At 58.9% G+C, this 24,111-nt stretch carries 23 protein-coding genes and 3 pseudogenes; 6 read left to right on the top strand and 20 right to left on the bottom strand.

The window, feature by feature from the left end; translation table 11 throughout:
- On the top strand, nucleotides 1-273 hold a 273-nt coding region (locus NKI85_RS34280), incomplete at its 5' end, for a hypothetical protein (RefSeq protein ID WP_352780311.1).
- Here NKI85_RS34280 and NKI85_RS34275 read toward each other — a convergent pair.
- From NKI85_RS34275 to NKI85_RS34230, 10 genes and pseudogenes are all read right to left on the bottom strand, one after another.
- The gene (locus NKI85_RS34275; protein ID WP_352780309.1) at nucleotides 270-1,322 is read right to left on the bottom strand and encodes a C45 family autoproteolytic acyltransferase/hydrolase; all 1,053 of its coding nucleotides are present in this window, start codon (nucleotides 1,320-1,322) and stop codon (nucleotides 270-272) included. The genes NKI85_RS34280 and NKI85_RS34275 overlap by 4 nt on opposite strands.
- Nucleotides 1,323-1,706: 384 nt before the next feature.
- The gene (locus NKI85_RS34270) at nucleotides 1,707-2,600 is read right to left on the bottom strand and encodes an ABC transporter permease (protein ID WP_352780307.1); all 894 of its coding nucleotides are present in this window, start codon (nucleotides 2,598-2,600) and stop codon (nucleotides 1,707-1,709) included.
- Nucleotides 2,601-2,608: 8 nt separating this feature from the next.
- The gene (locus tag NKI85_RS34265; RefSeq protein WP_352780305.1) at nucleotides 2,609-3,433 is read right to left on the bottom strand and encodes an ABC transporter permease; all 825 of its coding nucleotides are present in this window, start codon (nucleotides 3,431-3,433) and stop codon (nucleotides 2,609-2,611) included.
- 82 nt (nucleotides 3,434-3,515) lie between these two features.
- Nucleotides 3,516-4,556: an extracellular solute-binding protein gene (locus tag NKI85_RS34260; protein ID WP_352780303.1), complete on the bottom strand. Its 1,041-nt coding sequence runs from the start codon at nucleotides 4,554-4,556 to the stop codon at nucleotides 3,516-3,518.
- A 36-nt stretch (nucleotides 4,557-4,592) separates the two neighbouring features.
- The gene (locus NKI85_RS34255) at nucleotides 4,593-5,885 is read right to left on the bottom strand and encodes an ABC transporter ATP-binding protein (RefSeq protein WP_352780301.1); all 1,293 of its coding nucleotides are present in this window, start codon (nucleotides 5,883-5,885) and stop codon (nucleotides 4,593-4,595) included.
- Between the two features lie 384 nt (nucleotides 5,886-6,269).
- Nucleotides 6,270-7,055 (bottom strand): crotonase/enoyl-CoA hydratase family protein, encoded by a 786-nt coding sequence (locus tag NKI85_RS34250; protein ID WP_352780299.1) that lies wholly within the window; start codon nucleotides 7,053-7,055, stop codon nucleotides 6,270-6,272.
- Entirely contained in the window at nucleotides 7,052-7,912 is an 861-nt protein-coding gene (locus NKI85_RS34245; RefSeq protein WP_352780297.1) for a hydroxymethylglutaryl-CoA lyase, read from the bottom strand. Before NKI85_RS34245 ends, NKI85_RS34250 begins: the two co-directional genes overlap by 4 nt.
- A gap of 291 nt (nucleotides 7,913-8,203) precedes the next feature.
- The gene (locus NKI85_RS34240) at nucleotides 8,204-10,324 is read right to left on the bottom strand and encodes an acetate--CoA ligase family protein (RefSeq protein WP_352780295.1); all 2,121 of its coding nucleotides are present in this window, start codon (nucleotides 10,322-10,324) and stop codon (nucleotides 8,204-8,206) included.
- Between the two features lie 4 nt (nucleotides 10,325-10,328).
- Nucleotides 10,329-11,102, bottom strand: coding sequence for an enoyl-CoA hydratase/isomerase family protein (locus NKI85_RS34235; RefSeq protein WP_352780293.1), 774 nt, complete (start codon nucleotides 11,100-11,102; stop codon nucleotides 10,329-10,331).
- 300 nt (nucleotides 11,103-11,402) lie between these two features.
- Nucleotides 11,403-11,614, bottom strand: a pseudogene (locus NKI85_RS34230) (integrase core domain-containing protein); the annotation flags it as partial.
- 283 nt (nucleotides 11,615-11,897) lie between these two features.
- Here NKI85_RS34230 and NKI85_RS34225 point away from each other — a divergent pair.
- Nucleotides 11,898-12,290, top strand: a complete 393-nt coding sequence (locus NKI85_RS34225) for a hypothetical protein (protein WP_502900768.1) — start codon at nucleotides 11,898-11,900, stop codon at nucleotides 12,288-12,290.
- Nucleotides 12,291-12,300: 10 nt separating this feature from the next.
- Here NKI85_RS34225 and NKI85_RS38070 read toward each other — a convergent pair whose 3' ends face one another.
- The 4 genes from NKI85_RS38070 to NKI85_RS38055 are packed head-to-tail and all read right to left on the bottom strand — an operon-like array spanning nucleotide 12,301 to nucleotide 13,208.
- The gene (locus tag NKI85_RS38070) at nucleotides 12,301-12,567 is read right to left on the bottom strand and encodes a hypothetical protein (protein ID WP_502900769.1); all 267 of its coding nucleotides are present in this window, start codon (nucleotides 12,565-12,567) and stop codon (nucleotides 12,301-12,303) included.
- Nucleotides 12,479-12,811, bottom strand: coding sequence for an IS3 family transposase (locus NKI85_RS38065; RefSeq protein ID WP_502900767.1), 333 nt, complete (start codon nucleotides 12,809-12,811; stop codon nucleotides 12,479-12,481). Before NKI85_RS38065 ends, NKI85_RS38070 begins: the two co-directional genes overlap by 89 nt.
- Nucleotides 12,718-12,918: a hypothetical protein gene (locus tag NKI85_RS38060; RefSeq protein WP_502900770.1), complete on the bottom strand. Its 201-nt coding sequence runs from the start codon at nucleotides 12,916-12,918 to the stop codon at nucleotides 12,718-12,720. The genes NKI85_RS38065 and NKI85_RS38060 overlap by 94 nt, the downstream gene beginning before the upstream one ends.
- Nucleotides 12,919-12,941: 23 nt before the next feature.
- Nucleotides 12,942-13,208: a transposase gene (locus tag NKI85_RS38055; RefSeq protein ID WP_502900766.1), complete on the bottom strand. Its 267-nt coding sequence runs from the start codon at nucleotides 13,206-13,208 to the stop codon at nucleotides 12,942-12,944.
- Nucleotides 13,209-13,270: 62 nt separating this feature from the next.
- On the opposite strand from NKI85_RS38055, the pseudogene NKI85_RS34215 reads away from it, so the two are divergent.
- A pseudogene (locus tag NKI85_RS34215) lies at nucleotides 13,271-13,476 on the top strand (IS110 family RNA-guided transposase); the annotation flags it as partial.
- A gap of 544 nt (nucleotides 13,477-14,020) precedes the next feature.
- Here NKI85_RS34215 and NKI85_RS34210 read toward each other — a convergent pair.
- Nucleotides 14,021-15,193 carry a M24 family metallopeptidase gene (locus NKI85_RS34210; protein WP_352780291.1) on the bottom strand — a complete coding sequence of 391 codons (1,173 nt, stop codon included), beginning with the start codon at nucleotides 15,191-15,193 and terminating at the stop codon, nucleotides 14,021-14,023.
- A 423-nt stretch (nucleotides 15,194-15,616) separates the two neighbouring features.
- On the bottom strand, nucleotides 15,617-16,357 hold the full coding sequence (locus NKI85_RS34205) for a class I SAM-dependent methyltransferase (RefSeq protein ID WP_352780289.1): 741 nt from the start codon (nucleotides 16,355-16,357) through the stop codon (nucleotides 15,617-15,619).
- A gap of 1,650 nt (nucleotides 16,358-18,007) precedes the next feature.
- Between NKI85_RS34205 and NKI85_RS34200 the strand changes: the two genes are divergently transcribed.
- Together NKI85_RS34200 and NKI85_RS34195 are read left to right on the top strand one after the other, a co-directional pair.
- Nucleotides 18,008-18,295, top strand: a complete 288-nt coding sequence (locus tag NKI85_RS34200) for a tyrosine-type recombinase/integrase (protein WP_352780287.1) — start codon at nucleotides 18,008-18,010, stop codon at nucleotides 18,293-18,295.
- A 396-nt stretch (nucleotides 18,296-18,691) separates the two neighbouring features.
- Nucleotides 18,692-18,895: a tyrosine-type recombinase/integrase gene (locus NKI85_RS34195; protein WP_352780285.1), complete on the top strand. Its 204-nt coding sequence runs from the start codon at nucleotides 18,692-18,694 to the stop codon at nucleotides 18,893-18,895.
- A 260-nt stretch (nucleotides 18,896-19,155) separates the two neighbouring features.
- On the opposite strand, the pseudogene NKI85_RS34185 reads toward NKI85_RS34195, so the two are convergent.
- The 3 genes and pseudogenes from NKI85_RS34185 to NKI85_RS34175 form a co-directional block, all read right to left on the bottom strand.
- Nucleotides 19,156-19,811: pseudogene (locus tag NKI85_RS34185) on the bottom strand (IS30 family transposase); the annotation flags it as partial.
- A gap of 442 nt (nucleotides 19,812-20,253) precedes the next feature.
- Nucleotides 20,254-21,204, bottom strand: a complete 951-nt coding sequence (locus NKI85_RS34180) for a methyltransferase domain-containing protein (protein ID WP_352780283.1) — start codon at nucleotides 21,202-21,204, stop codon at nucleotides 20,254-20,256.
- 271 nt (nucleotides 21,205-21,475) lie between these two features.
- Nucleotides 21,476-21,748, bottom strand: a complete 273-nt coding sequence (locus NKI85_RS34175) for a hypothetical protein (protein WP_352780281.1) — start codon at nucleotides 21,746-21,748, stop codon at nucleotides 21,476-21,478.
- A gap of 423 nt (nucleotides 21,749-22,171) precedes the next feature.
- Here NKI85_RS34175 and NKI85_RS34170 point away from each other — a divergent pair, with 423 nt between their 5' ends.
- Nucleotides 22,172-23,182 carry an IS3 family transposase gene (locus NKI85_RS34170; RefSeq protein ID WP_352780279.1) on the top strand — a complete coding sequence of 337 codons (1,011 nt, stop codon included), beginning with the start codon at nucleotides 22,172-22,174 and terminating at the stop codon, nucleotides 23,180-23,182.
- Between the two features lie 11 nt (nucleotides 23,183-23,193).
- Here the strand turns inward: NKI85_RS34170 and NKI85_RS34165 are convergent.
- Nucleotides 23,194-24,111, bottom strand: a 918-nt coding sequence (locus NKI85_RS34165; RefSeq protein ID WP_502900765.1) for a MerR family transcriptional regulator, incomplete at its 5' end; no start/stop codon positions are given.

Genomic DNA, 24,111 nt, shown 5'->3' with positions numbered 1-24,111 from the left:
CGCTTAACTCGGCGACCATATCGCCCGTTGCATGTTCCAATGTCATGGCGCGAAAACTCCATGTTCATCGGCCTCTTGCAAGGTGCCTTGGCGCACCGCTTACATCTCAGCGAAGCCGGCGATCTGCTGGTGTTTGCTGGCGATCGGCATCGAGGCAGCACCGATCAAAGATTTCGGTGGTGCTCACATATGAGTTGGCTGAACAACACCATCTCCGCCAGGTGTGCCATCGGAGCCTTGGTATTTATAGAACCATGGGATGGTTTGATTTAGACGACCCGCATCGTTCCGCTTAGCGTGTCGAGCTTGCCCGGCGTAGCGTGCACGCGCCATTCGACGCGATCAGGGAAGAGCGCGAAGACGCTCGTGGCAAGGGTCTGGAGGGTATCATCGTTGTCGCAAAAGATCAGGGTGGTCTTGTCGAAGAGCACCGCCTCCGCGCCCCTCGCGAGTGCTCCCTCCGCGATCATCCGGTCCGCCGCCTCCTGCCGCTTACGGGAAGAGAGGGTGATTGTCTGCTCCAGCCCGTCGAATTCCTCGAAGAGAAGGTGGTTGGCGTGAGCTCGGGGCGCGACGGCCTCCCGAACGGCGTAGCCTGAGGCCGGCGCCTCTACGGAGGCGAGCCTGCGCGTCTTCGCGTCGCCAAGGTTGTGATGGAAGCCGCTGGCGCGGTCCTTGCGCTTGAGTATTTCGACCGCTTCGTCCAGATTTCCCGCGTTCAGGATCGCGCGACAGATGACCTGCCGTGGCACGCCGGGCTGAAAATCTTGAGCACTAATGTGGTTGACAGTCTGAACGACCCCAGCTTCGTTTAACCCAAATGTGTGCCCCGGCAGCATGCCGGGATACATGAAACTGCTCCAGGCGGGGCCCTCGTTGGGCTCGACCTCAACCCAGATACAAGCGCCTAGAAACACGGCGGCGCCGTCTTCGTTATGGGCGATTATCGCCGGAGCGTCACCTTCCGCCGGAATGAGAAGTGTGGTGCAGCCGGCGGCGGCTATGGTTTTCGTGACTGGGGAGACATGCTCGGGAAGCCGTAGGTCGCCCCGGCAGTTCCAGAGGAAGACCGTTTCGAAATCCTGTCCGGCGCCTTCGGCGATGCCTTCAATCTCACGCACAAAGCGGGGATAGGCCGCGCGGGCTGCGGATTCCAGCGCCTGCAGATATTCCGATCCATACCAGCGGGCGTAGAGCGCCTGGAATTCCTCGGTGCTCAGGACGCGCTGGCGGAAGCCGGAAGCGGTGGCCCGCCCGAGCGTGAAGCCGATAGAGAAGGCGTCGCCCTTGGCGCGAACGCGGGAGATGGGATTTTTGGACATATGCGGTCTCGTGACGTTACTATGAATCTACTGGAGCGAGCCGGCGCACCATTGGGCATTAGGCAAAGCCATACCAACTGTAGGGCCGGCCGGGTTAGCACCATCCCCTCTGGACAGGCGGGATCGATACAGCCGTTTCAGCGGCCTTGCCCATCCAGTGGGCTCGCTTCGGCGATTCTCAAAGTTGCGTCCCTTTTTGGGTAGGTGATGCGTTTGACAGAGTCTGTCGACACCAAGAGTGAGGCACTTGATGTAACAAAGGCGGCCGACCTTTCGCTCTCCATTTAAACCCGTGCCCCTGGTCACCGCGCGCGCCTCTCGCCAGATGCTTTGGGCCGCGCAAAAGGCCGTAAACATGATTGGGCCTGACTCATTTTTCCGAAGCTAGTTACGTTCCGATTTAGCCCGCTCTCCTGACCTCATCAGCAGGGCCGATACCACGAGCAGGAGAATACTGATTCCGGTTAGCAAAGAGGCGATGGCCGTGATCGTCGGATCGATTTGGAGTACCAGCTCATTAAACATCCGCTTCGGTACGGTTTCATAGGTTCCGGAGATGAAGATCGTGACGATGACCTCGTCGAAGCTTGTGATGAAAGCGAAGATCCAGGCGGCTCCGATGCTGGGAAGGACGTTAGGGAGCAGGACTCGCAACAGCATTACTCGCGTAGAAGCCCCTAAGGTGAAGGCCACTTGCTCAAGTCTGACATCGAAACCGCGGAAGGCGACGGTCATCACGAGGACTACTACGGGAACCCCAAGGACCATGTGCCCGATGATAAGCGCTGGCAAGGTTCCCAGCAGACCGATACGCGCGAACACAAGATATAGCGCCAGCGCGGTGATGACGGACGGAATCACGATTGGCAGGATGAAATTGGCCTCGAGAACCAGCCGCCCGGCAAATTTTCCCCTCACTAGGCCGTAGGCGGCCGAGCCTCCAAGCAACAGCGCTAGCGTGCTTGCGGCAAGCGCCACTCCTAACGAGGTCCACAGATCGTTGATCCAGCGTTGATCAGTGAAGAATGCTGCATACCAGCGAAGTGATAATCCTGGTGGTGGAAATTGGAGTGTGCTCGCGCTCGAGAACGACATTGGCACAACCACCAGGATCGGCAGAGCCAGGAAGAGCAAGACTGAGATCGCCACCGCACCAAGAACCATGCGCCCGAGGGCAACCCTGCGCGGGCGCCACTCGAGCGGGGCAGCCTCAAATACATCCAGGGAGTTCGGCGTATCGTGGCCGCCCCGCCCGTGTCGCCCTTGTCGCTTGCTCATGACATCCCTCACATGCCGGAATACGCCGCAGCACGGCGATAGAGCGCGTAGAGAGCGACGCTGGCGGCAAGCAGTACGGCAGAAATTGCTGCAGCTAGTTCCCAGCTCGGAACCCGGTTGATCAAGACGTCGAGGACATTTGCTATCATCGAAACGCGCCCGCCGCCGAGGAGTGCCGGTGTAATGTAGAACCCGATTGCTGAGATGAAGACCAAGAGAGCGCTTGCGGCAAGGGCTGGCCGAGTCAGCGGAAAGAAAACCAGCCAGAACGTCTGGAAATCCGACCCGCCCAAGGTCGCTGCGGCCTGCAGCAGGCGGCGGTCGAGCTTAGTCATCGCGGCATAGAGCGGTAGGACGATGAACGGCACCAGAATGTTGGTCATGCCGATGGTTACCCCAAGCTCGTTGTACATTAGACCGATTGGCTGATCGATGACGGCGAGCGAGAGCAGCGTCCGGTTGACGATACCAGCATTGCCGAGGAGTACGATCCATGCATAGCTGCGCACCAGGACGCTGATCCAGAAAGGTATTACTACGAAAGCAATCGCTACCAACCGCCCGGTTGGCGACAGTCGGGTCATCCAATAGGCGACCGGATATCCAATCAGAGCGGAGCAGAAGGTGGTGATCGCCGCCACCTTGAAGGTATTAAGCAGGACTTTTAGATAAGCCTCTTCCCGGATGAGATGCAGGTAGTTTGCTAGCGTCCACGAGGGCGCGACGCTGATACGCATCATTAGCAAGATCGGAACGTTGAATGCGACCAGCATGACTACAGCCAAGGGTAGCACGTATGCAAAACCGCTACGATTAAACCCGATGCGTCCCATGCCCTACATCCGTCAGCTGTATCATGCCAGCTCGCCGCCTGTTCCTTCCAGACGGCGAGCCTAAGGATCCAAGTGTCTACTATTAAAGTCCGAGCTTGAAATTCAGCCAGCGCTCTTCGGCCTCCTTGCCGTGTTCTACCCACCATTTGTAATCGTAACCGACCTGCACGTCCTTGTTCTGCTTCGCAGTCGGGAACTGTCCGATGCGATCCTTCGGCAAGAGGGCATCAAGATTCGGGCTGTTTCCGGTATAGGAAATGACGCTCGCAGCCGCAGCCTGGTTCTCCGGTACAGTCATCTCATGCAGTAGCTTCATTGCAGCAGCCTTTTGCGCCGGGTTGGCGCCACGGGGGACGGTGAAGAAGCTGGTGTCGATCAAACCCTGGTTGAACGAGTAGTCCAGCTTCGGCTCGGTGGTGACGCGCCCCGACCATGCCACTGCATACTGCACTTCGTTGTCATTCAGGAGTTGAGGCGGTTGGGCGCCGGTGGCCCACCATACGGCAACGTCGGGGCTGAGCTTTTTCAGGCTCTTGAAGGCGCGGTCAAGATCGAGGGGATAGAGCTGGTCAGGCTTCACACCGTCGGCCAACAAAGCGATCGGAATAGCATAAAATGCCATGTCCGGGAGGGCGCGTTTGCCGGGGAAGTCTTTGACGTTCCAGAAATCCGCCCAGTTCGCCGGCGCCTTGGCGTCCTTACGCCAGGTCAAGATGGTTGAATAGTACTGATACCCAAGTGCGTAGCCGTCACGCGAATCGGGAAAGATCGGCAACGGAGCGATCGCATCCCAATCGAGCGGTTCAAGCAGGTTTAGAGCCTTGGCCTGCTGGACCTCAGTGCCAACGAGCTCGAAAAGCACCGCAGAGATGTTACCGGATGCGAGCATCGCTTGCAGCTTTCCAATCCCGCTTGGGTTCTCGCGGAACACCTTTACGCCGGTCTTTTGCGTAAATGGCGTGATGTAGCCTTTCTCGATCGAGTCACCGGATGCACCGCCGGATTCGAGTATGCGGATTTCAGTTACCGCATCCTCCGCTTTGGCATCGAACGGAGCACCAACAAGGACCGTCGCCCCGGCAAGCAGTGCTAACAGAGCGGAAAGCGTTCGTTTCATTTCCATGGTCAAGTTCCTGTCAGCGCCTTCGTTGTGGTTGACCTAGACTCTTAGCAATTCGGGCGCGGCGTGATGGAGCTTTGCCCGCACCGCGCCGCCCTCAGGAATGAGCCACATGGCTTCGGCATCACAATCGACGCGAATGGATGCCCCAGGCGGATATGGCCGCCCAGTTTGCATGCATGCGGCGATCAATGGCGTGCCGCGCGCCGTTTCGACATGGTAACGGACGGTCTGGCCGAGATAGACGGATTCGATGACGGTCGCGGGGACACCCCGCTCCGAACTCGGCGCGAGCACGCGAACATGTTCTGGCCGTATGCTGACGGATACCAGCGATCCGGACGTCTCGTCCGACGCGCGGTAGGGCAATTCCTCGCCGGAGCTGAGCCGGATCACCCAATTCCCGGTACTATGCCGGATCGCTTCGCCATCAAGGCAATTGGTAGTGCCGAGAAAACCTGCGACAAACCGATTGGCAGGTCTAGTATAAGCTTCCAAGGGCTCGGCGATCTGCTGGACCGCACCGTCGGCCAAGACGAGCACGCGGTCCGAGAGCGAAAGCGCTTCCTCTTGGTCGTGGGTGACCAAGATTGTGGTAATTCCGAGTTTGCGTTGCAGTTGTTTCAGCTCGACTTGCAACTGCTCGCGCAGCATTCTGTCCAGAGCCGCAAGCGGCTCGTCGAGCAGCAGGATATCGGGTTGAAAAACAATGGCCCGCGCAAACGCAACGCGCTGCTGCTGGCCGCCGGAAAGCTGGGTCGGGCGTCGGGCTTCGAAACCGCGGAGGCGCACTAGGTCCAGCGCATCGCCGACCCGCCGCCGCGCATCCTCTGCCGGCACGCCGCGGACCTTCAACGGAAAGGCGACGTTGTCGAACACTGACATATGCGGAAACAACGCGTAGCTCTGGAACACTAGCCCGATATTGCGTTGCGCCGGCCGGGTTGCCGTGACGTCGCGCCCGCCGAGGACGATATGACCCGTAGTCGGCTCCGTCAGACCGGCAATCAGCGAGAGGACCGTCGTTTTTCCCGACCCGCTGGGTCCGAGAATGGTGACGAACTCGCCCTGCTCGGCCGTGAAGTCGAGCCGCTCCAGCGCGCGGATCTGGCCGTATTGCTTCGAAAGCCCGTCAAGACTGATCGATGCCATCGCCCGAGCACCTCCCTTGTTCACGTAGCTTCGCGAGAAACTGTTGCGCGTCAAACATTTTTTTGGCATAGATCGATCGCAAATGAGCATTAATACCACCCTCAGGCATTTGCGCGCTTGTTGCGAGCTGTATGCGCCCGGCATCGGACGCTTCAGCGCACCCTTCGAAAGCCTTGGCATTGCGCCGAGACATTCCACCCGCCAACGTGGGCTGACTACATTCGGCTGAATCGTCTCAGGACAAGAGACAAGGAACTGGTCGAGGGAGAGCTTCCACCTTCAAGCCCAAACAATCGGCCCTTATTTCCCCGCGATTGAACTGTTCACTACCTAGTCTTTTCGCGTACCTGTGCTCGCCAGGCCTTGTGCTTACGTGATCTCAACCTGTATATGTTCGTGAGTGGGACTCGGCCGCGAAAAGCCCATGTCCCGTCGAGGACGTGCCGCACAGTGGCTCTGTCCTAGATCGGACCAAAAGTCGCGGCTCGGTGGGACGTGACGAGAAGTTGATCCGTCGTTCGTCGCTCCTGCCTGTTCGAGGGACGACCTCCGAACGGGCCAGCCTCACGTCTGCCAACGCGGCCTGCGGCGATCGAAGAAGGCCGCGATTCCTTCAGCGGCGTCGGTCGTTTCCCACGCATCGGCCAGCAGATCGATCGTCTCGCCGATGACGGCGTCATCGATTGCCGGTCCAAGTCGGCGCGCAAGCGCCTTGGCGGCGGCGACGGCCTGCGGCGAGGCCGAGCGATAGGGCCGGACCTCGGCCTCGACCGCCGCCTCCAGGTCGGCCGGCGGCACGGTGCGGGAAAGCAGTCCGAGTTCGCGGGCTTCATTGGCGTCGAAAATCCTGCCTGACATGAAAACCCGCCGCGCTCGGGCCTCTCCCATCCGAACCAGCACATAGGGAGAGATCGTGGCAGGGATGAGGCCTAGCCTGACCTCGGTGAAGCCGAACCTCGCGGTGTCGACGGCGACCGCGACGTCGCAGACGCTCATCAGGCCAAGACCGCCGCCGAATGCTTGGCCGTTGATGCGGCCGATCAGCGGCTTGGGCAGTTCGTTGAGCGCACGAAGAGCCAGCGCCAGCTTCCTGGCCTCGGCGACACGTTCGTCACGCTCGGCGGACGCCTGCGCCCGCATCCAACTGAGATCGGCACCGGCACAGAAGCTGTCGCCCTCGCCCGTCAGCACCACCGCTCGCACCGTGTCGTCATTGGCGAGCAGTTCGGCGGCGGCCGTAAGTTCGGCGATCATCTGTCCCGACATGGCGTTGTGCTTGTGTAGGCGGGCGAGCGTCAACGTAGCGACGCCGAGCTCATCAGTCGTGACGCGGATGGTGTCGAAGCTCATGGCCGCTCCTCTCTCAGGCTGCCCGCGAAGCGGGCCGCCTCCTCCAGTCGCTCTATGTGGAGGCCCGTCTCATAGCCCCTGTCGGCCAGCATTGCAGCGACGGCGAGGGTGTCGACATTGCCCTTCGCACCAGGGGCGAAAGGGCAGCCGCCAAGGCCACCGACCGCGGCGTCGAAGGTGCACAGGCCCTTCTCCAGGCTTACCAGGATGTTATCGAGGGCGCGGCCCCCCGTGTCATGGTAATGTCCGGCGAGCCTCCCGGCCGGCACCTGTTGCAACACGGCATCGAGCATGGCCGCGATGGTTGCGGGCGTCCCCTGGCCGATCGTGTCGCCCAGCGAAATCTCATAGCAGCCCATCGCAAGGAGTTCGGCCGCAACCCTTGCGACGGCAGCCGGGGGTATCGGCCCTTCGTAAGGGCAGTCGGTGACGCAGGAGACATAGCCTCGCACCGGAATGCCGTCGGCGGCAGCCGCGACGAGCACGGGGCGAAAACGCTCGAGGCTCTCGGCAATCGAGCAGTTGATGTTCTTGCGGCTAAAGAGCTCGGAGGCCGACGCGAACACGGCGACCTCGTCAGCCTTTGCCATCCGCGCCGCCCCGTAGCCCTTCAGGTTAGGGACAAGCACCGCGTAGGCGACGCCGGGCGCACGGTGGATGCTAGCCATGACTTCGGCAGCATCGGCCATCTGCGGCACCCATCTCGGCGAGACGAAGGAGGTCGCCTCGATCTTCGTGAAGCCGCTGTCCGACAGGATGTCGACGAGTCGAGTCTTTTCGGGGGCCGGCACAAGCCGCTTCTCATTCTGCAGGCCGTCGCGCGGCCCCATCTCGAAGATGCGGACGAATTCGCCCATTCGGTTCAGGCCTCCGGCTCGCGACACAGGAGCAGGTCGGTGTCGGCTACCTGATTGCCCAGCGCGACACTCAGCTCAGCCTTCTGTGCATTTATACGAACATGCCGTATATGTGACGCATATAGTCAAACTTCAGGTTCACCAAAAGGTTGAGCAGATAATCAGGCGCAACAAGAAGAATGCCGGTAGCGACAGTCGGGCTAGGCGAGCGCCGCCGTGGTCAATGTCAGCGACATCAGGGCCAAGGCGAGCTGCGCTTTAGTTGTATTAGACATGACGCTAAGACTTTTCTTATTTTCCGACCAGTCTCACATCGACGGGATGGATGCCGCTCTCGTTGGCGATGATCGGGTTGAAGTCGAGTTCAGAAAGATTTTTCATACTCAAGATTGCGACGGACACGGATGAGATAAAGTCCGCGAGGGATTGCTTGTCGATTGTCGGATAGTTCCTGAAGCCGTCCAGGATCGTCGCAACGCGGGTCTCGTTGATCATGTCCAACGCTTCCACGGGAGAAAAGGGAGCCGCGCGAAAGGTCACGTCCTTCATCGCTTCGACCATCACGCCGCCGGAGCCGAACAAGACCACGGGGCCAAACACCGGATCTTTGGTCGCACCAACGAAAAGCTCGACGCCGCTATTCACCATTGGCGTGACGATGAAGCCGAAGGTCGTGACCGGTGGAGCGTGGGATGCCATAGCCGTTGCGATGCTGTCCACGGCGCTGCGCGACGCCGTTTGCGTCACGCCGAGGCGCACGCCGCCAACATCGGATTTATGCACGACAACCGCGGAATCTAGCTTCACGGCACAGGGTTTGGCAAAGTTCGAGATAGCTGACTCCACGGAATCGGCGTCGCCTGCAGCCGACCATTCACCAGTTTCTACGCCCAGTTTCTGCAAAATCCCGCGGGCTGTGGTCTCTGCCGATAGCCCGCTGGGAAGGACAACAGGTGGCGCTTGCATCGGGGGCTTGTGATCTGACTTGCCCCGCCGAGAGAGCCAGTTTGCCCTTTCGAACAGCGCCTTGCAGCCAGCTACAGCCCAATCTATTGATGGCAAGATCTGAACGCCGCCATTTCGCAAAGTGTCGTGATTCTCCGGTTTGCGGTTGGCGTAGCAGCTATGAAAAACCAGAGGCAGGCCGGTGGCGTTCCGCAGAGCCACTATCCGCTCAGCCGCCAAATTCTCAGCTTTCAACAGAGACGTATCGAACCTTATGTGGTAAGCTCCGAATAACCCGTTCGTCAGAACGAGTCCTACCTGCGGGTCTGACGCCAGAATTTCGATGCATTCGGGGAAAACGTCGGGATAGGCATCCGCGGCGCTTGCAGCATCAATCGGATTTTCGACACTGGCCTCATCGCCGAGGACCTTTCTCAGCTTGGCCTTTGTGTCTTCCGAGAGAGTTGCAAGCGGCACCCCCGCCCGTGATAGCGCATCAACGGCGAGTGTTGCATGTCCACCGCCGTCAGTCAGAACCGCAATTCCGGTTTCCGGTCTTGGAAGTGGGCTGGTTGCGAGAAGCGCAGCAACGGGCAACAACTCATCTGAGCGATCGACCAAAGTCACGCCCATCTGTGCCAATACCTTCAGGGCGATATCGTCGGCGCCGGCGATCGAACCTGTATGGGATAGCGCTGCCCTCCGACCCTCGATGGATCGTCCACCGCGAAGCATCACAATCGGGCAATTCTGTCCAACTCGTGTGGCCGCGTCCAAAAACCCTCGGCCATCCGACAGGCATTCACTGTAGATGGCAATCGAACGAGTGCTCTTGCGATGGCTGAGCTCCTCGATCAACTCGCCATATCCAAGGTCAGTCTGATTACCAAGTCCTGCGATGATATCGAAACCTGGGCCATTGATCCACCGGCTGTCCTCGACGATCGACAGGATCATGTTACCGCTTTGCGTTAGAACGCTGACTGGCCCGCTCGGCGGCAATTCCGGCAAGCCAATGAGGTCTGCCTGCACACTACAGTTCAGCATTCCTGATGTGTTCGGTCCGATAATGCGGACACCGCTTGTTACCAATGCATCTCGCAATCTTTGTTCAGCGGCAGATCCCCCGTCTCCTCGCTCGCGGAACCCGTGGGCCAATACGACTGCGCCTGCGATGCCCTTTTTTCCACACTGGATAAGGATATCGGGCACTTCCTCCGCCGGCCGAACGATCACCGCAATATCCACGCCGTCCGGAAGGGCATCAATGTCACTAACGACCGGCAAATCGAGGATCGTCCCTCCCCTCGGGTTGACGGGCAAGATGGGATGGGCGTAGCCCGCTTTTTTAAGAGCCTTGACGATCTGATAGCCGCGCTTGTCGGGATTGGCGGATGCGCCGATGATCGCGACTGAATGCGGCTCAAGTATGCGGCTCAAGGCCGTTACTTGGTTGTGGTAATCCATGGCCCTATCTTCCTTCGAAACGGGGCGAGCGGCGTTCCGCGAAGGCCGCGACGCCTTCTGCCCAATCCCTAGTTTCCATGATCGCTAGCAGGTCTTCGGCCTCGCTCCGAAAAAGGTTGTCTGGGCTATGTGGGAAATTGATCGCCGCCTTGAGACGAGCCATTGGCAGCGGTGCGTTCCTGACGATGCGCTCCACCAACGCGGCTGTGTGCTCCTTCAAATGCTGCGCTGGCGGAGCCGCGGTTGCCAGACCAATTTCCAGGCATTTCGCGCCGGTTATTCTATCGCCCAGCAGCAAAAGACCCGCGGCTTTCCTCAACCCTATAAGCCAAGGAAGTCGGAGCGTCACACCACCCCCCACATAGGTTCCAATAGCAACTTCGGGAAATCCGAGTTGGGCGTCCTCGGATATGACGAGAAAATCGGCAGAGGTTGCGATTTCCGCTCCGCCGCCTAGAGCATAGCCGTGCACCTCGGCAATTACGGGCATCTTCATTATCTGTATCCGCTCGCACACCCTCTGCCCGAGCATAATATAAGCCTCGCGCTCATCGCGCGTCCGCTCGCCGGATTTGTGGGCCTTCAGATCAGCACCGGCACAGAAGGCCCGGCCGTTTCCAGATAGGATCACGCACCTCACATTAGGATCGTTGTCTGCGCAATTCAGGGCATCGAACGTCTGTTGATACAGGGCTTCGTTGACCGCATTCATCCGTTCGGGTCGGTTGAAAACAATGCGAAACGCGTGGCCTTCTTGCTTCGTAACGACTTCGTCCATGGACAATCTCTTGCACGTTGATCCTCGCAGCTTTGTCCAAAAACTATTGCATGTCCAACATGTTTTAGGCATGGATTAATCTCTAGTGGGCAATAATATCGCCTTAAGGCATTTTGCGGACCCTTGCTGATGGAGACGGTGCTGCGGGACAATCGGCGCTCTCGAGGCAACCCGAGGCAGGTCGCACGGCGGTTCCGCTAAGAAAGCATCTGGATCGGCCTGCTGCCTACTTGGCGTGCTCGCGGTGCCCTGTCGCGGATTGTCTCACCTTACGCAACGTGCTCCCCTGAATATCCCCGTTCATAAGTTAGCCCTGTTCACGTTGTGATCCTTGACGGTCGGGTTGCATATTCAAGCGGGGTGAGCCCACCGAGGCTCGTGTGTGGGCGATTCACAGTGTAGTCGATCCTCCATTCTTCGATGCTGTTGCGGGCGTGCCGGTAGCTGATGAAGAGCCGTTCGTTGAGGCACTCATCGCGTAGCCGACCATTGAAGCTTTCCACGAAGCCATTATCCGGCATGTTGTTCTCGGTGCCAGCGTTTGTTCGGTCGTCAGGTCGGGTAGGCTTGGCGGATCCGGGCCACGGGGCACCGGGAGCACGCAAGCAGGCCGTCGTATGCAGATGAACTGAGAGTTCGAGCACGTTATCTGGCCGCCCCTACGACTCGCCCGGATGCGCTGCGAGCGCGGATCGGTATTTGTCGTGTTGCCCGCTGGCTCCCTGTTCGTGAGCCGGTGAGGGGCCGGCCTATCATGGACGCATAACGAAGCAGGGCCGAGGGCGCGCACGGGGAATGCTGGTCGAGGCGGCATGGGCGGCTCCCCGCTCACCGGGTCCTCTGCGCGGCTTCTACAAGCGGATCGCCTCGCGTCTCGGGAAACACATCGCGGCCGTCGCCACTGCGCGCAAGCTTGCAATGATCATCTGGCACATGCTGAGCAAGGATACCGACTACATCTGGGCCCGGCCGGCCTTGCTCGCCCGCAAGCTCAGATCGGTCGAGCTGCGTGCCGGCCTTCCGACCAGCCATGCCAGACGCGGCACCGTCTTCGACTACAACATCCCGGCCAAGCGCGCCGAAGAACGATCCCGAGTCGAGAAGGCGGAAGCTGCCTATGCAGCAGCGACTTCCCGATGGCGAACGAGGCCGGAAAGGCCGAAAGCTGTGGAAAAAGCCGCCGAATGAGAAGAACGGGCTATTCTACAACATCCGTCTGCATCGGCTTGCCCGGCGCGATGTAGTGCCATTCGACATGCCGATCCTCCTGCCAAGCCAAAATGGCGTTCGAAGTCAGCTCGGTGTCGATGTCCGACACGATCATGCAGGGGTAGCCGCGATGCTCGGCGATGATGTCGAGTTCGCGGGCGACACACTCACCCGAATCGAGTTGTCGACGACCGTGGCCAGACACTCTGCTGAAGTCGTCGATGACGCATAGTATCCGGAAGCGGCGACCATCGATCAGCGTGTCGGAGACGAAGTCGAGGCTCCAGCGCTGGTCGGCCTCCTGCGGTATCGCCATCGGAACCTGGTGCCCAAGGCCCGCTTGCGACCACCGCGCTTGCGCACGTCAGCCGCTCCTCGCGATAAAGGCGAAAGAGCTTCTTCCAGTTCACCGCCACGCCTTCGCGCTGCAGGAGAAGGTGCAGCCGACGGTAGCCGAAGCGCCGGCGTTCGGCGGCCAGATCCCGCAGCCGCTTGCGCAAACCGGCATCATCCGGTTGGGACGGGTGGTAGCGGTAGACCGCGGCTCCATGCCGACGAGCCCGCAGGCGCGACGCTGCGAATAGCCTTTCTCGATCGCCCAGGTCACGGCAGTCCTCCTCGACCCAGGCGTTAGAAGTTTTTTCCGAGCATCTCGCTCAAGGTCGAGACATCGAGCATGGCATCGGCCAGCAGACGCTTCAGCTTGCCGTTCTCCACCTCAAGGCTCTTCAGCCGCTTCGCCTCCGACACATCCATGCGGCCATAGTTCGAGCGCCACTTATAGAAGGTCGCGTCGCTCGCACCGTATTGTCGGCACAGTTCTGTCGCCGAAAGCCCAGCTTGGTGTTCCTTCAAAGAGCCGATGATCTGTTCGTCAGAAAATCTCGATCGCTTCATTGCCTGTCTCCTCATCCGAGGAACAGGCTAACCTCAAACCGAGGACTTTTCCGGGGAGCACGTCACTGCTTTACGATACAGCGCAAGTCTTGCTGACAAATGTGAAGAAATGGTCTTGGCTAAGAGCCTGGGCAATATCGCCAAACGCAGAGGCAGACAAAAGGCGGGTGTAGCCTTGGCCGGCGGCTTGCGGTGATCATGCATCGCATGTGGAGACCGGACCGAATTCTGTTGGACCCGGGAGGGCTTGCCTATACTGCGTAATTAGCAACCAGGATAACGAGAACCAAAGGAGACAGGAAGATTCCGCCGCCGGTGGAAAGATGTCCTTCGCAGGACGACGGATGGGGTGAGTTTGCGGGGTTGTCTATTGCGATCGCTCATCGCGATTAGGTCGCCGATTAGATTGTTCCGCCCCATTCTTCAGGTCCCATCATGGGAGGCCAACAGAGGTCGATCCCGGAGAGAAGCGCCATACTGCGAAGACATCAAACACCAGAGGTACGGATAGTCAGAAAGTGCTTGACCTCACCACGCCGAATAGAGAAGAGAACCTCATCAAAGTGATCACCAGCGAAGACCGTTTTCACATCACAATCGATTCATTGATCGCAGGACGTGCTCTATCAGGTCTCTGATTGGGAAGGTCAATATCCTCCTGCGCTTTCTTTTCCGGACGATGTCGCCTCCGTGGGTCACTTGATTCTCTTCGCGGTCGGTACTGGGCCGCCGCATGATGGATCAGTAGAGCGAGGCGTCTCAATCTGTTGAACGACCTTGGGAGAGTTCCCCCAGGATCGTGCCTGCTAGTCTTAGCTAAGGACAAAAAGCTGCCGGGGCGCCTTTGTCAGCACTTCAACGCCGGACTCGGTTACCCGAATGCTCTCGCTGATCACGTAACCGAAGTCTTCCTCCACCCACGAACCCAAATGCATATGGAAGGTCATGTTAGGTTTCAGAACTGACAGATTTCCCTCTTGGAGGCTGAGTGTGCGCTCCGCCCAATCAATGCCGATGCCGTAGCCAGGGCGGGACCTCTTCTTGAAGCCCAACCTCTCAGTCGCGCGATGGATTGCGTGAGCGACATCGCCGATGATCGCTCCTGCCCGAATGGAGGTTAGCCCAGCTTCCAAGCCGGCGAGTTGAGCCTCGTGAATGCGAAGCAGACGATCGGAAGGTTTGCCGATAGAGTAGGTTCGGCAAATCGGCACAGTGTAGCCGTGCCGCACTCCGGCGATTTCCAAATTTATGTGCGAACCATCGCGAAGAACATCCTCACTCCACGTAACGTGTGCAGTTCCAACCCTCGGTGATGCACACATGAATGGAGTCGCGATCCATGTTCCAGTCTTGCCGTTGGCACCGCGCACAAGCGTTCCTACAATTTCGGCGATGGCGTCCGCTTCCAGCATGCCGGGGCTAATCACTTCCGCTGCACGCAGGATTCCCGCGTCGGTGATGGCTGCCGCTTCCCTCATGACAGCAATCTCAAGATCAGATTTAATAGTCCGCATTGACGTGATGACGTCCGTGAAATTTACGATCCGCGCCTGCGGCAACCGCGCCTTGAATTTTTCTACCGCGTCGGCCGTCAGATTTCCTATCTCGAGTCCTAGGCGGTCGTTCGCGAGCCCAGCCTCCAAGACGAAATCGATCACCGCATCATAGCCGTCGTCCTTTGAGGGATCCAACATCAACTCGTCAGGATAGCCAATCACCTTGTCGCGATCCAGGAATGTCTCTCGAAAAGCCGCTGGCACGTCCATCCAGCGCAGGATGAACGTCGGCTGCTCTTGGCGAGCGGAAACAACAAGACCTCTCCTGTTGTAGGATCTCGCCGTAGACCCGATTAGATAGGTAATGTGCGCGTTCTCTGTTACTACAAGCGCGCCCACGTTACGCTGATCCATCTCTTCCTTAACTGCGGCTAGCCTGCGTAGGTATTCTGTTCGAGGGAAAACCTGTGAACCTTTGCTGATCGGCATTATATTAACTCCATCGAATTATTGCAGAGGTGAAGGGCGGTAGACTTGGCAGGAGCGTTAGGCGCCACTCTTTGGGATTTGTAGCGAAAGCCAGAGCCTGTTTATGTCGCATTGTGAGCTTTCGATGATCAAACCCTGCATTTAGCGGTTGGATGCGAGGTATTCATGCGCGGCTGAGCCGATTGGTCCGGCAGCAAAGTGTTCGATCAGCGGGTATGCAAGGCCCATGCTTGCATGGTGGAGCCCGCAGTGAGCTCAGGCCAATCGCTGGCAATCTCTATCGGATCTCGGCCTATTTCCCGAACATTGAATGCGAAAGGGTAATTCCTGCAGGTCCCGCCAATTCCGCGGATTAAATGTAGCTAACGCATTCAGAGCTGCAAACAGGGAAGCTGCCAAGAATGCCCGCTTTGAATCCCCGCACTACGGACTGCTTCGCCGGTAGACCGAGACATGACTCTCGGATCGTTCGGTGAACGCACTTCTCGCCCAATCTCCCCACCGCTCCGCTAGCTCTAGCCCCACGCATTCGGCCATCGTATCGAGTTCCTGGTGATAAACGTAACGAACGCGTTGCGGTAAACGTCTTACCGACGTGCCAGAAAACCAGAGGAGGGTTGAAACCAAGTTCTGGTTTAGCGGATCGTGGACAGCCACATTGAGGATCGTATTCTCATAATCCACTAGCCGCGCCGTTGTGGTTTTCTGGCCGCCGACAGAAGGATAACAGCCCGGCACACCTAATTCTATCACCAAAACCCCGTCATCATCTAGGGCGTCCATAGCAGATCGGAGGCAAGCTATTTGCGCTTCCCGCGTGAAGAGCAGCGTGAAGGTGCTATAAACGCAGTACACCATCCTGTAGCGTTGCTCTGATCTAAAATGGGCAATATCTCCCTGCCAAGCTTTGATTAGGTCGGTGCGCTTGGCGAGAAGTTTTAACATGCTGCACGAATTGTCGATACCTTCGACCTTAACGCCGCGCTTGCTCAACGGCACTGCCACGCGCCCGTCGCCTATACCCAGTTCGAGAGCACTGCCCCCGCTGCAATATCGCTCAAGAAAGTCGACCGTCTCGTCTACTTCAGCAACTTTACCTTGTAAGGCGGTGTATTCTTCATAGATCGGAGCATAAATTTCGCCATAATTTAACTTATCAGACATGTCGAATTCTCCTGCCTTATTTTTTACGTACCGTCATCCCGCACTGCTTGAAACTGATTTGCGTTGCTAGTTGCCGATTACGATTATTCTCCAGCCGACCCGCGAATCGTCATATCGATGGCTTGCGAACTTGCGCGAGCCTGGCCAACCGAGCAAAAAGCGGGTCGCCATAGAACAGAGCGAGCAAATTAAGTGGACTGCGCACTCTGGCTGCTCAAGTCAGGAGATCTCCTGGCCTGTCCCGTCGCGAGCAACTGGTCGAGGGTAACTGAAATCGTTGATACAGACATCGAACGGCTCCGTTGCTGGGTGGACGTCGCAGTTCAAAACGCAAGAGTGGTGCCAACCAAAAAACGGTGTCAGTCCAATACGTCGTCCTTTCCCGTCTGATTCCGCTTGTTTGCTTGTCAACAACTGCGTCGGGTTTCGAACTTTCGAACAATTGACGCCGGTTGCGAAAAAGCTTCGCGTCCCAGATGGTCGAGTAGCTCCGCCATTCGGCTTTCGCCCTCACAGATTCGGGCGTGCGGATTTCCCGCACCAAATGTGGCCGGCAACATTTGGTGTGAAATGTAGCGTCCGCACTTATGTGGCGCTCGGGCGCGGCGCCCAACGTTTCCGCCATGAAGACGATTTCGAGCGCCGCATTATGAGTCGACCGATAGTGGTCGGATTCTCCTCATCAATCTGGAGTTCCGATCATGTTCGACACCCTGTTCAGTTACCCCAAAGTCCTGGCACGCCATCAAACCGGTCCCGCACGAGACGAGCGAGAGCGATATCTCGTGCATCGCGCCCCGTGGATGGGCTTGCTCATGCCACCTTGCTACGCGTTGCCAGCGAGCTGCTGATTACCGCGCGATGGATCGACCTTGGGTTGACCGGCCTGTCACGACTCTGATATCGTATCACCTGCCCAAAGCCGGGCCGACCATCAACTTGTCCAAGCTCGCGCGCGAGATGATCGGTGACCACGACAACTGTTCGTTCAAACGGCCACCGCCAGGCTCCGCTTCCCGGGTCGTTTGGTTGAGCTGCCGCACGACAAGCCGGGTGGCTTTTCGACCGACGTCCAGGACTTTGTCACGTCCTTGCGTCATGAACGCGGCTTGGCGTCGGCGACAGTTCGGAACCGGCGCTGGCATGTCGACTGCCTTCTTAAACGGTTCGGCCGCGCAAAACATCGACCGCGCAGATCGCCATGACCGATACAGATACCTTCCTCGGCCTGAAAGGCAGGAAGGCTGGGGCGTGTGTCCGTCGCATCGAGCGCTGGCGCACTTGCGTTCCTTCTTCCGACACGCCGAGGCGCGCAGCTGGTGTCGCCTTGGGATTGCCGCGGTCCATCGACGCGCCTCGGTTGTTTAAAGAAGTAGGCCTGCCCGACGGGTCCGGCCTGGACGACGTGCAGCAGCTGGTCGCCAGCACCGGCGGAGAAGACCCGCGCCATTCGCGACCATGCGATCCTCACGTTATTCGCCATTTACGATCTACGAAGCGGTGAGGTGCGGCAGTTGCGCCCTGAATATCTGATTGGTCGAATGAAGCCATCACCGTTCATCGACCAAAGGAACGGCGCGCGCAATACTACCCGCCCGTGACTTCTGTCGGTGACGCTGTCCTTCAGTACCTCAAACGCGTCAGGCCACGTTGCGAGCGCCGGGAGCTCTTCCTGGCTCAAGGCTCCATTCCGGCCGCTTTCGGCAGGCGGCACGTACCATGTGGTCCGCAGTCGCTTGGCGCAGCTGGGCATTCCCCAGCCGCCATGGTCCGCATTGCCTTCGCCACGCCTGTGCCACCCGCCTGGTCGCGACCGGGCTCCGCTTGAAGGAGATCGGCGATCATCTCGGCTATCGCAGTGCCTATGCGACGCGGGTCTATGCCAAGGTCGACCTGACCGGTTTGCGCGAGGTGGCGGATTTGACCTGGCTCGCATGAAATTCGCCGACGCGGTCGCCTCCTATGTCGACATAAGCAGGCCACGGGGATGCGCTCTGGAGTGGAAGCGCGCACCCTCAGGTCGTTTTGCCGGGCCGTGGGCGAGATCGCCGTGCGATGTCAGCGCCGTCGATGTGGCCTCCTTTCTGGCCGGACATGGCCCGATCACCCGTCTTTGGGAATACAAGCACAGCGTGCTTCGCGGCTTCTACAGATATGCCGTCTCCCGCGGCTTCACCGACCAGTCGCGGCTGCCGCAGCGTGTTCCCAAACAGGAGCAAGCCTTCGTGCCTTATATCTATTCTCGCGACGAATTGCGTCGCCTCTTCGATGCCACCCGGCAATTGATCATCCGCGTAGCCATATCGCCCCGGAGACCTATCGGATCCTCTTGCTTTGTTGTACGGTGCCGGACTTCGCATCAGCGAAGCGCTCGCCCTTACCCTGGCCGATGTTGACGTTGGTACGGGGGTCCTGCGCATTCGCGAGAGCAAATTCTACGAGACCCGGTTCGTACCACTTGGTGGCGATTTGGGCCGCGTTTTGATCCCTTATGTCGAAATCCATCGCGGCGACGCCGATGCTGTTCCGGCGCGGTGAGGCAATTACGCGTCGAGTGCTGAGAAGGCCTCTTTGCCGGGTCCGTGTCCGGGCCGGCGTCACGTGCTGCTGGTTTTTCGGACACCAGGTTAAGCTAACATAGCTCGTTCCCCAGGCTCGACAGGGCTCCATATACCCAGTGTCGAATGCCTTCGCCGAGGATTGTAGAAGCGCTCGATGTAATCGAACGAATCCGCCCTGGCGTGATGCCATTGTCAGTCATCAGGCGCTGGAACTGCTCGCTCGTGTATTGGGCAGATTCAAGCGATCGTCGCAACACCGATTATGTTCACCCACGGCAGCAACTCGTCAAGCGCCTCTGCCGGCGTTTTCCAGCCTAGCGTCTTTCTCGGTCGGGCATTGAGGGCCCGCTGCCACGGCGGCGGTCTCGTCGGCGCTGTATGCTGAGGTCGGTGCCTTTCGGGAAGTACTGACGCAGCAGCCCATCGGTGTTCTCGTTAGTGCCTCGCTGCCAAGGGCTCTGTGGATCGCAGAAGTAGACCTGGACACCCACATCGATCTTGAAACGATCGTGCTGGGCCATTTCGGCTCCATGATCCCAAGTCAGCGAAGGTGATGATGGAATCGCGTCACGCACGGCCTCAGATCATGTCCAGCGACCGCAGGCCGTTCTTCGTGCGGGAAGCCTCGCCGTGCCCCACGTGGCGGGGAGATGAAGCAGCATCGTGAAGGCCGTGCGCTCGACCGGCTTGCCAATCGCCGAACTGCCAAGACCGAGGATGACGTCTCCCTCCCAATGTCCCGGCACCGCGCGGTCGGCTGCTTCGGCCGGACGCTGGCTGATCATGGTCTCAGGCGAGACAAAGCCCTTGCCTCGCCTGCGGACGCGCGCCCTGGGCACCCGCAGCACGCGTCCTGTTCGCAATCAAGCCGTCAGCTCGCCGCGTAGCACTCCGTAGACTTATGGTCGGCGACTCCAAAGCACCCTTCCAACCACGCGAGGCGGCCACGCCGGATGGATACCGCAGATTCGACAGCCACGTTTTTGAGATCGACGCCGTGCCTGTCGTGCCGATAGGTCTTACGGCGCCGCCGGCCGGCGGTCAGCCGCAGTCACGCAAAGCAACAGATTGCCAAGTAGAAGCGAGCCGCGCACCTTGCCGAATTCTGCGCCGCTGAAACGTGCTACCCCACTCGACGCCAACAATGTCCATTTCGTCAGAATCACGCAAATTCAACCGCCGTTCACACCCAGCGCATACAGGATCGCGGAGGCGCTTACAGTCAGGTATGGAGCCCAAACGATAATCGCACGGCAACAGAACTCGAAGCATGCGGCTACGACACGGTAGAGTATATAAAAGTAGCCCCTTGATGATGCCAGGGATACTGTTGTTTCACACCCGTCGCCCTCTGCCGACCAAGGCATTGCGCGCTATGCGCGCTTCGAACTCACCGTGAGGGGTTCGTCTCACGACGAGCCCGAAATACTCATCAAGAAGCGCGAGCACGCGCTGGGTGTGGGGCTGGAGCCTCTCTAGCCCGTACATCTTCACGACATATTCGGCTAGTAATTGGAGAACGCTCTCCTCATCTCCTCCGTGGAATACGAATGGGTCTGTGATTCGCTGCACTGTTACGTCATCGAACTGCGCAGCAGAGAACAGATCGAGCACCTCGCCCGCGGTAAAATGAGGATAGTCATGCGGCGTCACAGAATGAGTTGACACCACGTCAGCGAACCAGCGGGCAGTGGGTGAGCCCTCTTCGAAGTCATGAAGAACAAAGATGCCACCGGGCCGGAGAATTCGCGCAGCCGCGTGGACAGCGGTGGCGCGCTGAGCCCGCGGGATGTGGTGCGTGCCATAGGCCATCAGCACACCATCCACCGATCCGTCTCTTATCCAGAACGGATCGGTCGCACTTTGCCAGATCGCAAACAGGCCGTCGTGGATGCAACGGTCCACCATGAACTGAGAGATGTCAGAGTTGATGAACGTCGGGCAGTGTGCCGCACCCAAGAGCCGGTGGGCTACCTTGTTCACATATCCGTCACCGGCGAGAAGATCGCAGATGATTAGTGATGAACAAAGTCCCTCGCGACCATTGGGGTGCATCTTGCCCAGAAGATCCATCACACCCTCCGATCGTGCCAGCAGCGACAGTTGGATGCTATCGAGGTAATCGGATCCACGCCCTTCCGAGGTGAACTCATTGCGCGAGAGATTGGCCAGATTGGTAAGGCGGGCGGAGGATTCTCTAACGATTCGCGGTTCGATGGCCTTGAAGGCCAGCGGATTTATCTTTTTCAACTGGGCGAAATGCGAAGCTATACTACTTGGAACCATCTTAATTCTCCGTGGCGAGCAATTGCCGGCGAGCAGAACAGAAGCTGTTCCCTGCTAGACCTCAGGGACGAGAGGCTGAATGATCGAGTTTACGGACACCGGCTTTGGAGGGACTGTTGCGTCTTTGGGACGTTCTGCGACTATCGGCATTCAGTATGGCATTGCTCGTTCTGGTCGAACTGTGTATCGGTCATACACTAAGAGGACTGTCTCTCTGAAGAACCCATCGGCTGTCTCCTGGGATGGAGACGGGACTTGCCGATTTTGTCGTTCAGCGCAGTCGGTAGGTGCAGTCTCCGATACCAATTGGATGGTGGATTGCATCAGTGACCAGAGACTCGCGATCATCGGACCCGCCTAACAGTAAGCATGCTCTTTCCCAGAATTTGGGAATGGCGGTAAAGGTGCAGGGCATGTTGCATTCAGGGGCCATTCCTTCCGATACGAAGCACTGTTCCACGAACAGCGGCCAATGAGGGCGGTCGAATCCGTTCCTGACAAGGGCCGCATCGAACTCGCAAACCTTGCCGAAGTCAGATGGCATGGAATGCTCCTGAGTGCCGATCATTCGCACCCAAGCCTACAATAATCTGCGCGATTTACTTGTAATAAAATCATAAATTTACGTGTACTTTATGAAATCTTCACTAATCAATCTTGATGATGTGAATGGGGCTTGAAGACTCAGCCAACACAGTGGAGTGCTGTGATTGGTGGTTATTCGGCAACGGTTGCCAACCTCCATCAGCCAGCAAAAGAACTTCCTGGCTTTTCGCTGGCTCCGATCGTGGCGACTAATAGAGCCGGTCACCTCGAACTACCGGCGTTTCGCGGGCCGGTAAGGGCGCGCTGATGTTCTGCGTGGTCTGATGACGGCGATCGCTTCGGATTTGGTTGAGATTGACCTGCCACTGAGAATTTCCTCCATCTGAGATTAGAGTCCGGGCCTTGATTGAAGGACGGACTGATGAAGAGAAAGCGGTTTACGGAAGAGCAGATCATCGCGGTTCTGCGCGAGCATGAGGCGGGTGCGAAGGCGGGCGATCTTGCCCGCAAGCACGGGGTCTCGGAGGCGACGCTGTATAACTGGAAGGCCAAGTATGGCGGGATGGCGGCTGAAGGCTCTGGAAGACGAGAACGCCAAGCTGAAGAAGCTGCTCGCCGACCAGATGCTCGAAGCCTCGGCATTGCGCGAGCTTCTGTCAAAAAAATGGTAGGGCCCGCCGCCAAGCGCGAAGCCGTCGCGCATCTGCAGGCCGTCATGGGCCTATCGGAGCGTCGGGCCTGTTCCTTCGTCTGCGCCGATCGCAAGATGATCCGCTACCAGTCTCGCCGACCGCCAGAGACGGAGCTGCGTGGTCGGCTGCGTGACCTCGCGAACGAGCGCCGACGCTTCGGCTACCGGCGGCTGTTCATCCTGCTCAGGCGCGAGGGCGAGGCATCTGGGGTCAACCGTATCTACCGTCTCTATCGCGAGGAAGGTCTGACAGTGCGCAAGCGCCGGGCAAGACGGCGAGCAGTCGGCACGCGGGCGCCGATCCTGGTCGAGGCAAAGCCGAATGCGCGCTGGTCGCTGGATTTCGTCCATGACCAGTTCGCCTGTGGCCGGCGGTTCCGTGTGCTCAACATCGTCGACGACGTGACACGCGAATGTCTGGCCGCGATTCCGGACACCTCGATCTCCGGCCGCCGGGTTGCCCGTGAACTGACGGAACTGATCGCCCAGCGCGGCAAGCCAGGCATGATCGTCTCCGACCACGGCACGGAGTTCACGTCGAACGCCATCCTCGCATGGTCGAAGGATCACGGGATCGAATGGCACTACATCGCGCCCGGCAAGCCGATGCAGAATGGCTTCATCGAGAGCTTCAACGGCCGACTGCGCGATGAACTGCTCAACGAGACGCTGTTTACTTCGCTGGCTCAGGCACGCGTCGCCATCGCCCTGTGGCGCGCCGACTTAAATCCTGTTTCATAACACCCATCTGTCTATGTCGTTGAAGTGAATAGGTTTTGCTGATCTGGATGCGATCCCGTGGGGTATTTTGGGTTTTGCCGCGCGCGATGAACGATGCGCTGTGCCGCCGGTTCGCCAAGCGTTGATCGGCTGAAGACCCATGGACCATCCGGCAGAGGATGAACGCCTTCGATCTCGCCCGCCTCGGCGGCGAGCCTGAGGGTCTTCGGTGCAACGCCGAGAAGGCGCGCCGCCTTGTTCAGGTTAAGCCATGGCTCTTTGCCGTCCGCCGCTGGCCGGAAGACAGGGATCTTATGATGCGACCTGTGCGCGGTGACCCGTTCGCGTGTCCATCGATTGCCGTGGCCGGTCACCAGTCCATTGCGGTTGAGGATGCCAGCAATCAGATCATCATTGGCGATGAGCACCAGTTGGCGGACGGCCGAGATGATCTCGCCGGACGTGCTGTTGCGCTGTCCACGGCGCCGCTTCGGCAGGCGCAGTTCAGTATGGACGCCGCCAACCCAATGGATCAGAAGAACGATCTCTGACGCTTCGTCATCGATATCGGCGACCACCTCCCGGATGACGGTGCGAACGATGCGCTTCTTGAGCCTTGCATCCGTCGTCGGCGCCGCCCACACAGCCTTGAGATCGGCGGCGAGCGCGGTGACGTGTATTGGCGACAGAAGTGATGGCTCCGATGTCGAGGCATCATGCGCGGCAATCCTGCTCTCGATCTCGCCGACACGCGTAAGCGCCCGGTTCCATCGCAACTCCAGTTCCGCCGCGACCAGCCGGTTCTGCGGATCGATGGCGTCGTATTGCCGGAACGCCCGATCGGCGTTGTAGCGTGCCGCCTCGCGATCGCGCATCAGAGCATCGCGGACCTGATCGCGGCGACTGGCCGCTTGCGCTTCGGCCTCGACGGCCGCGGCTATCGCTCCCGG

It is taken from the genome of Mesorhizobium sp. M0571, assembly GCF_040320985.1.
GTDB lineage: Bacteria > Pseudomonadota > Alphaproteobacteria > Rhizobiales > Rhizobiaceae > Mesorhizobium.
This window is presented reverse-complemented; position numbering and strand designations above follow the sequence as displayed.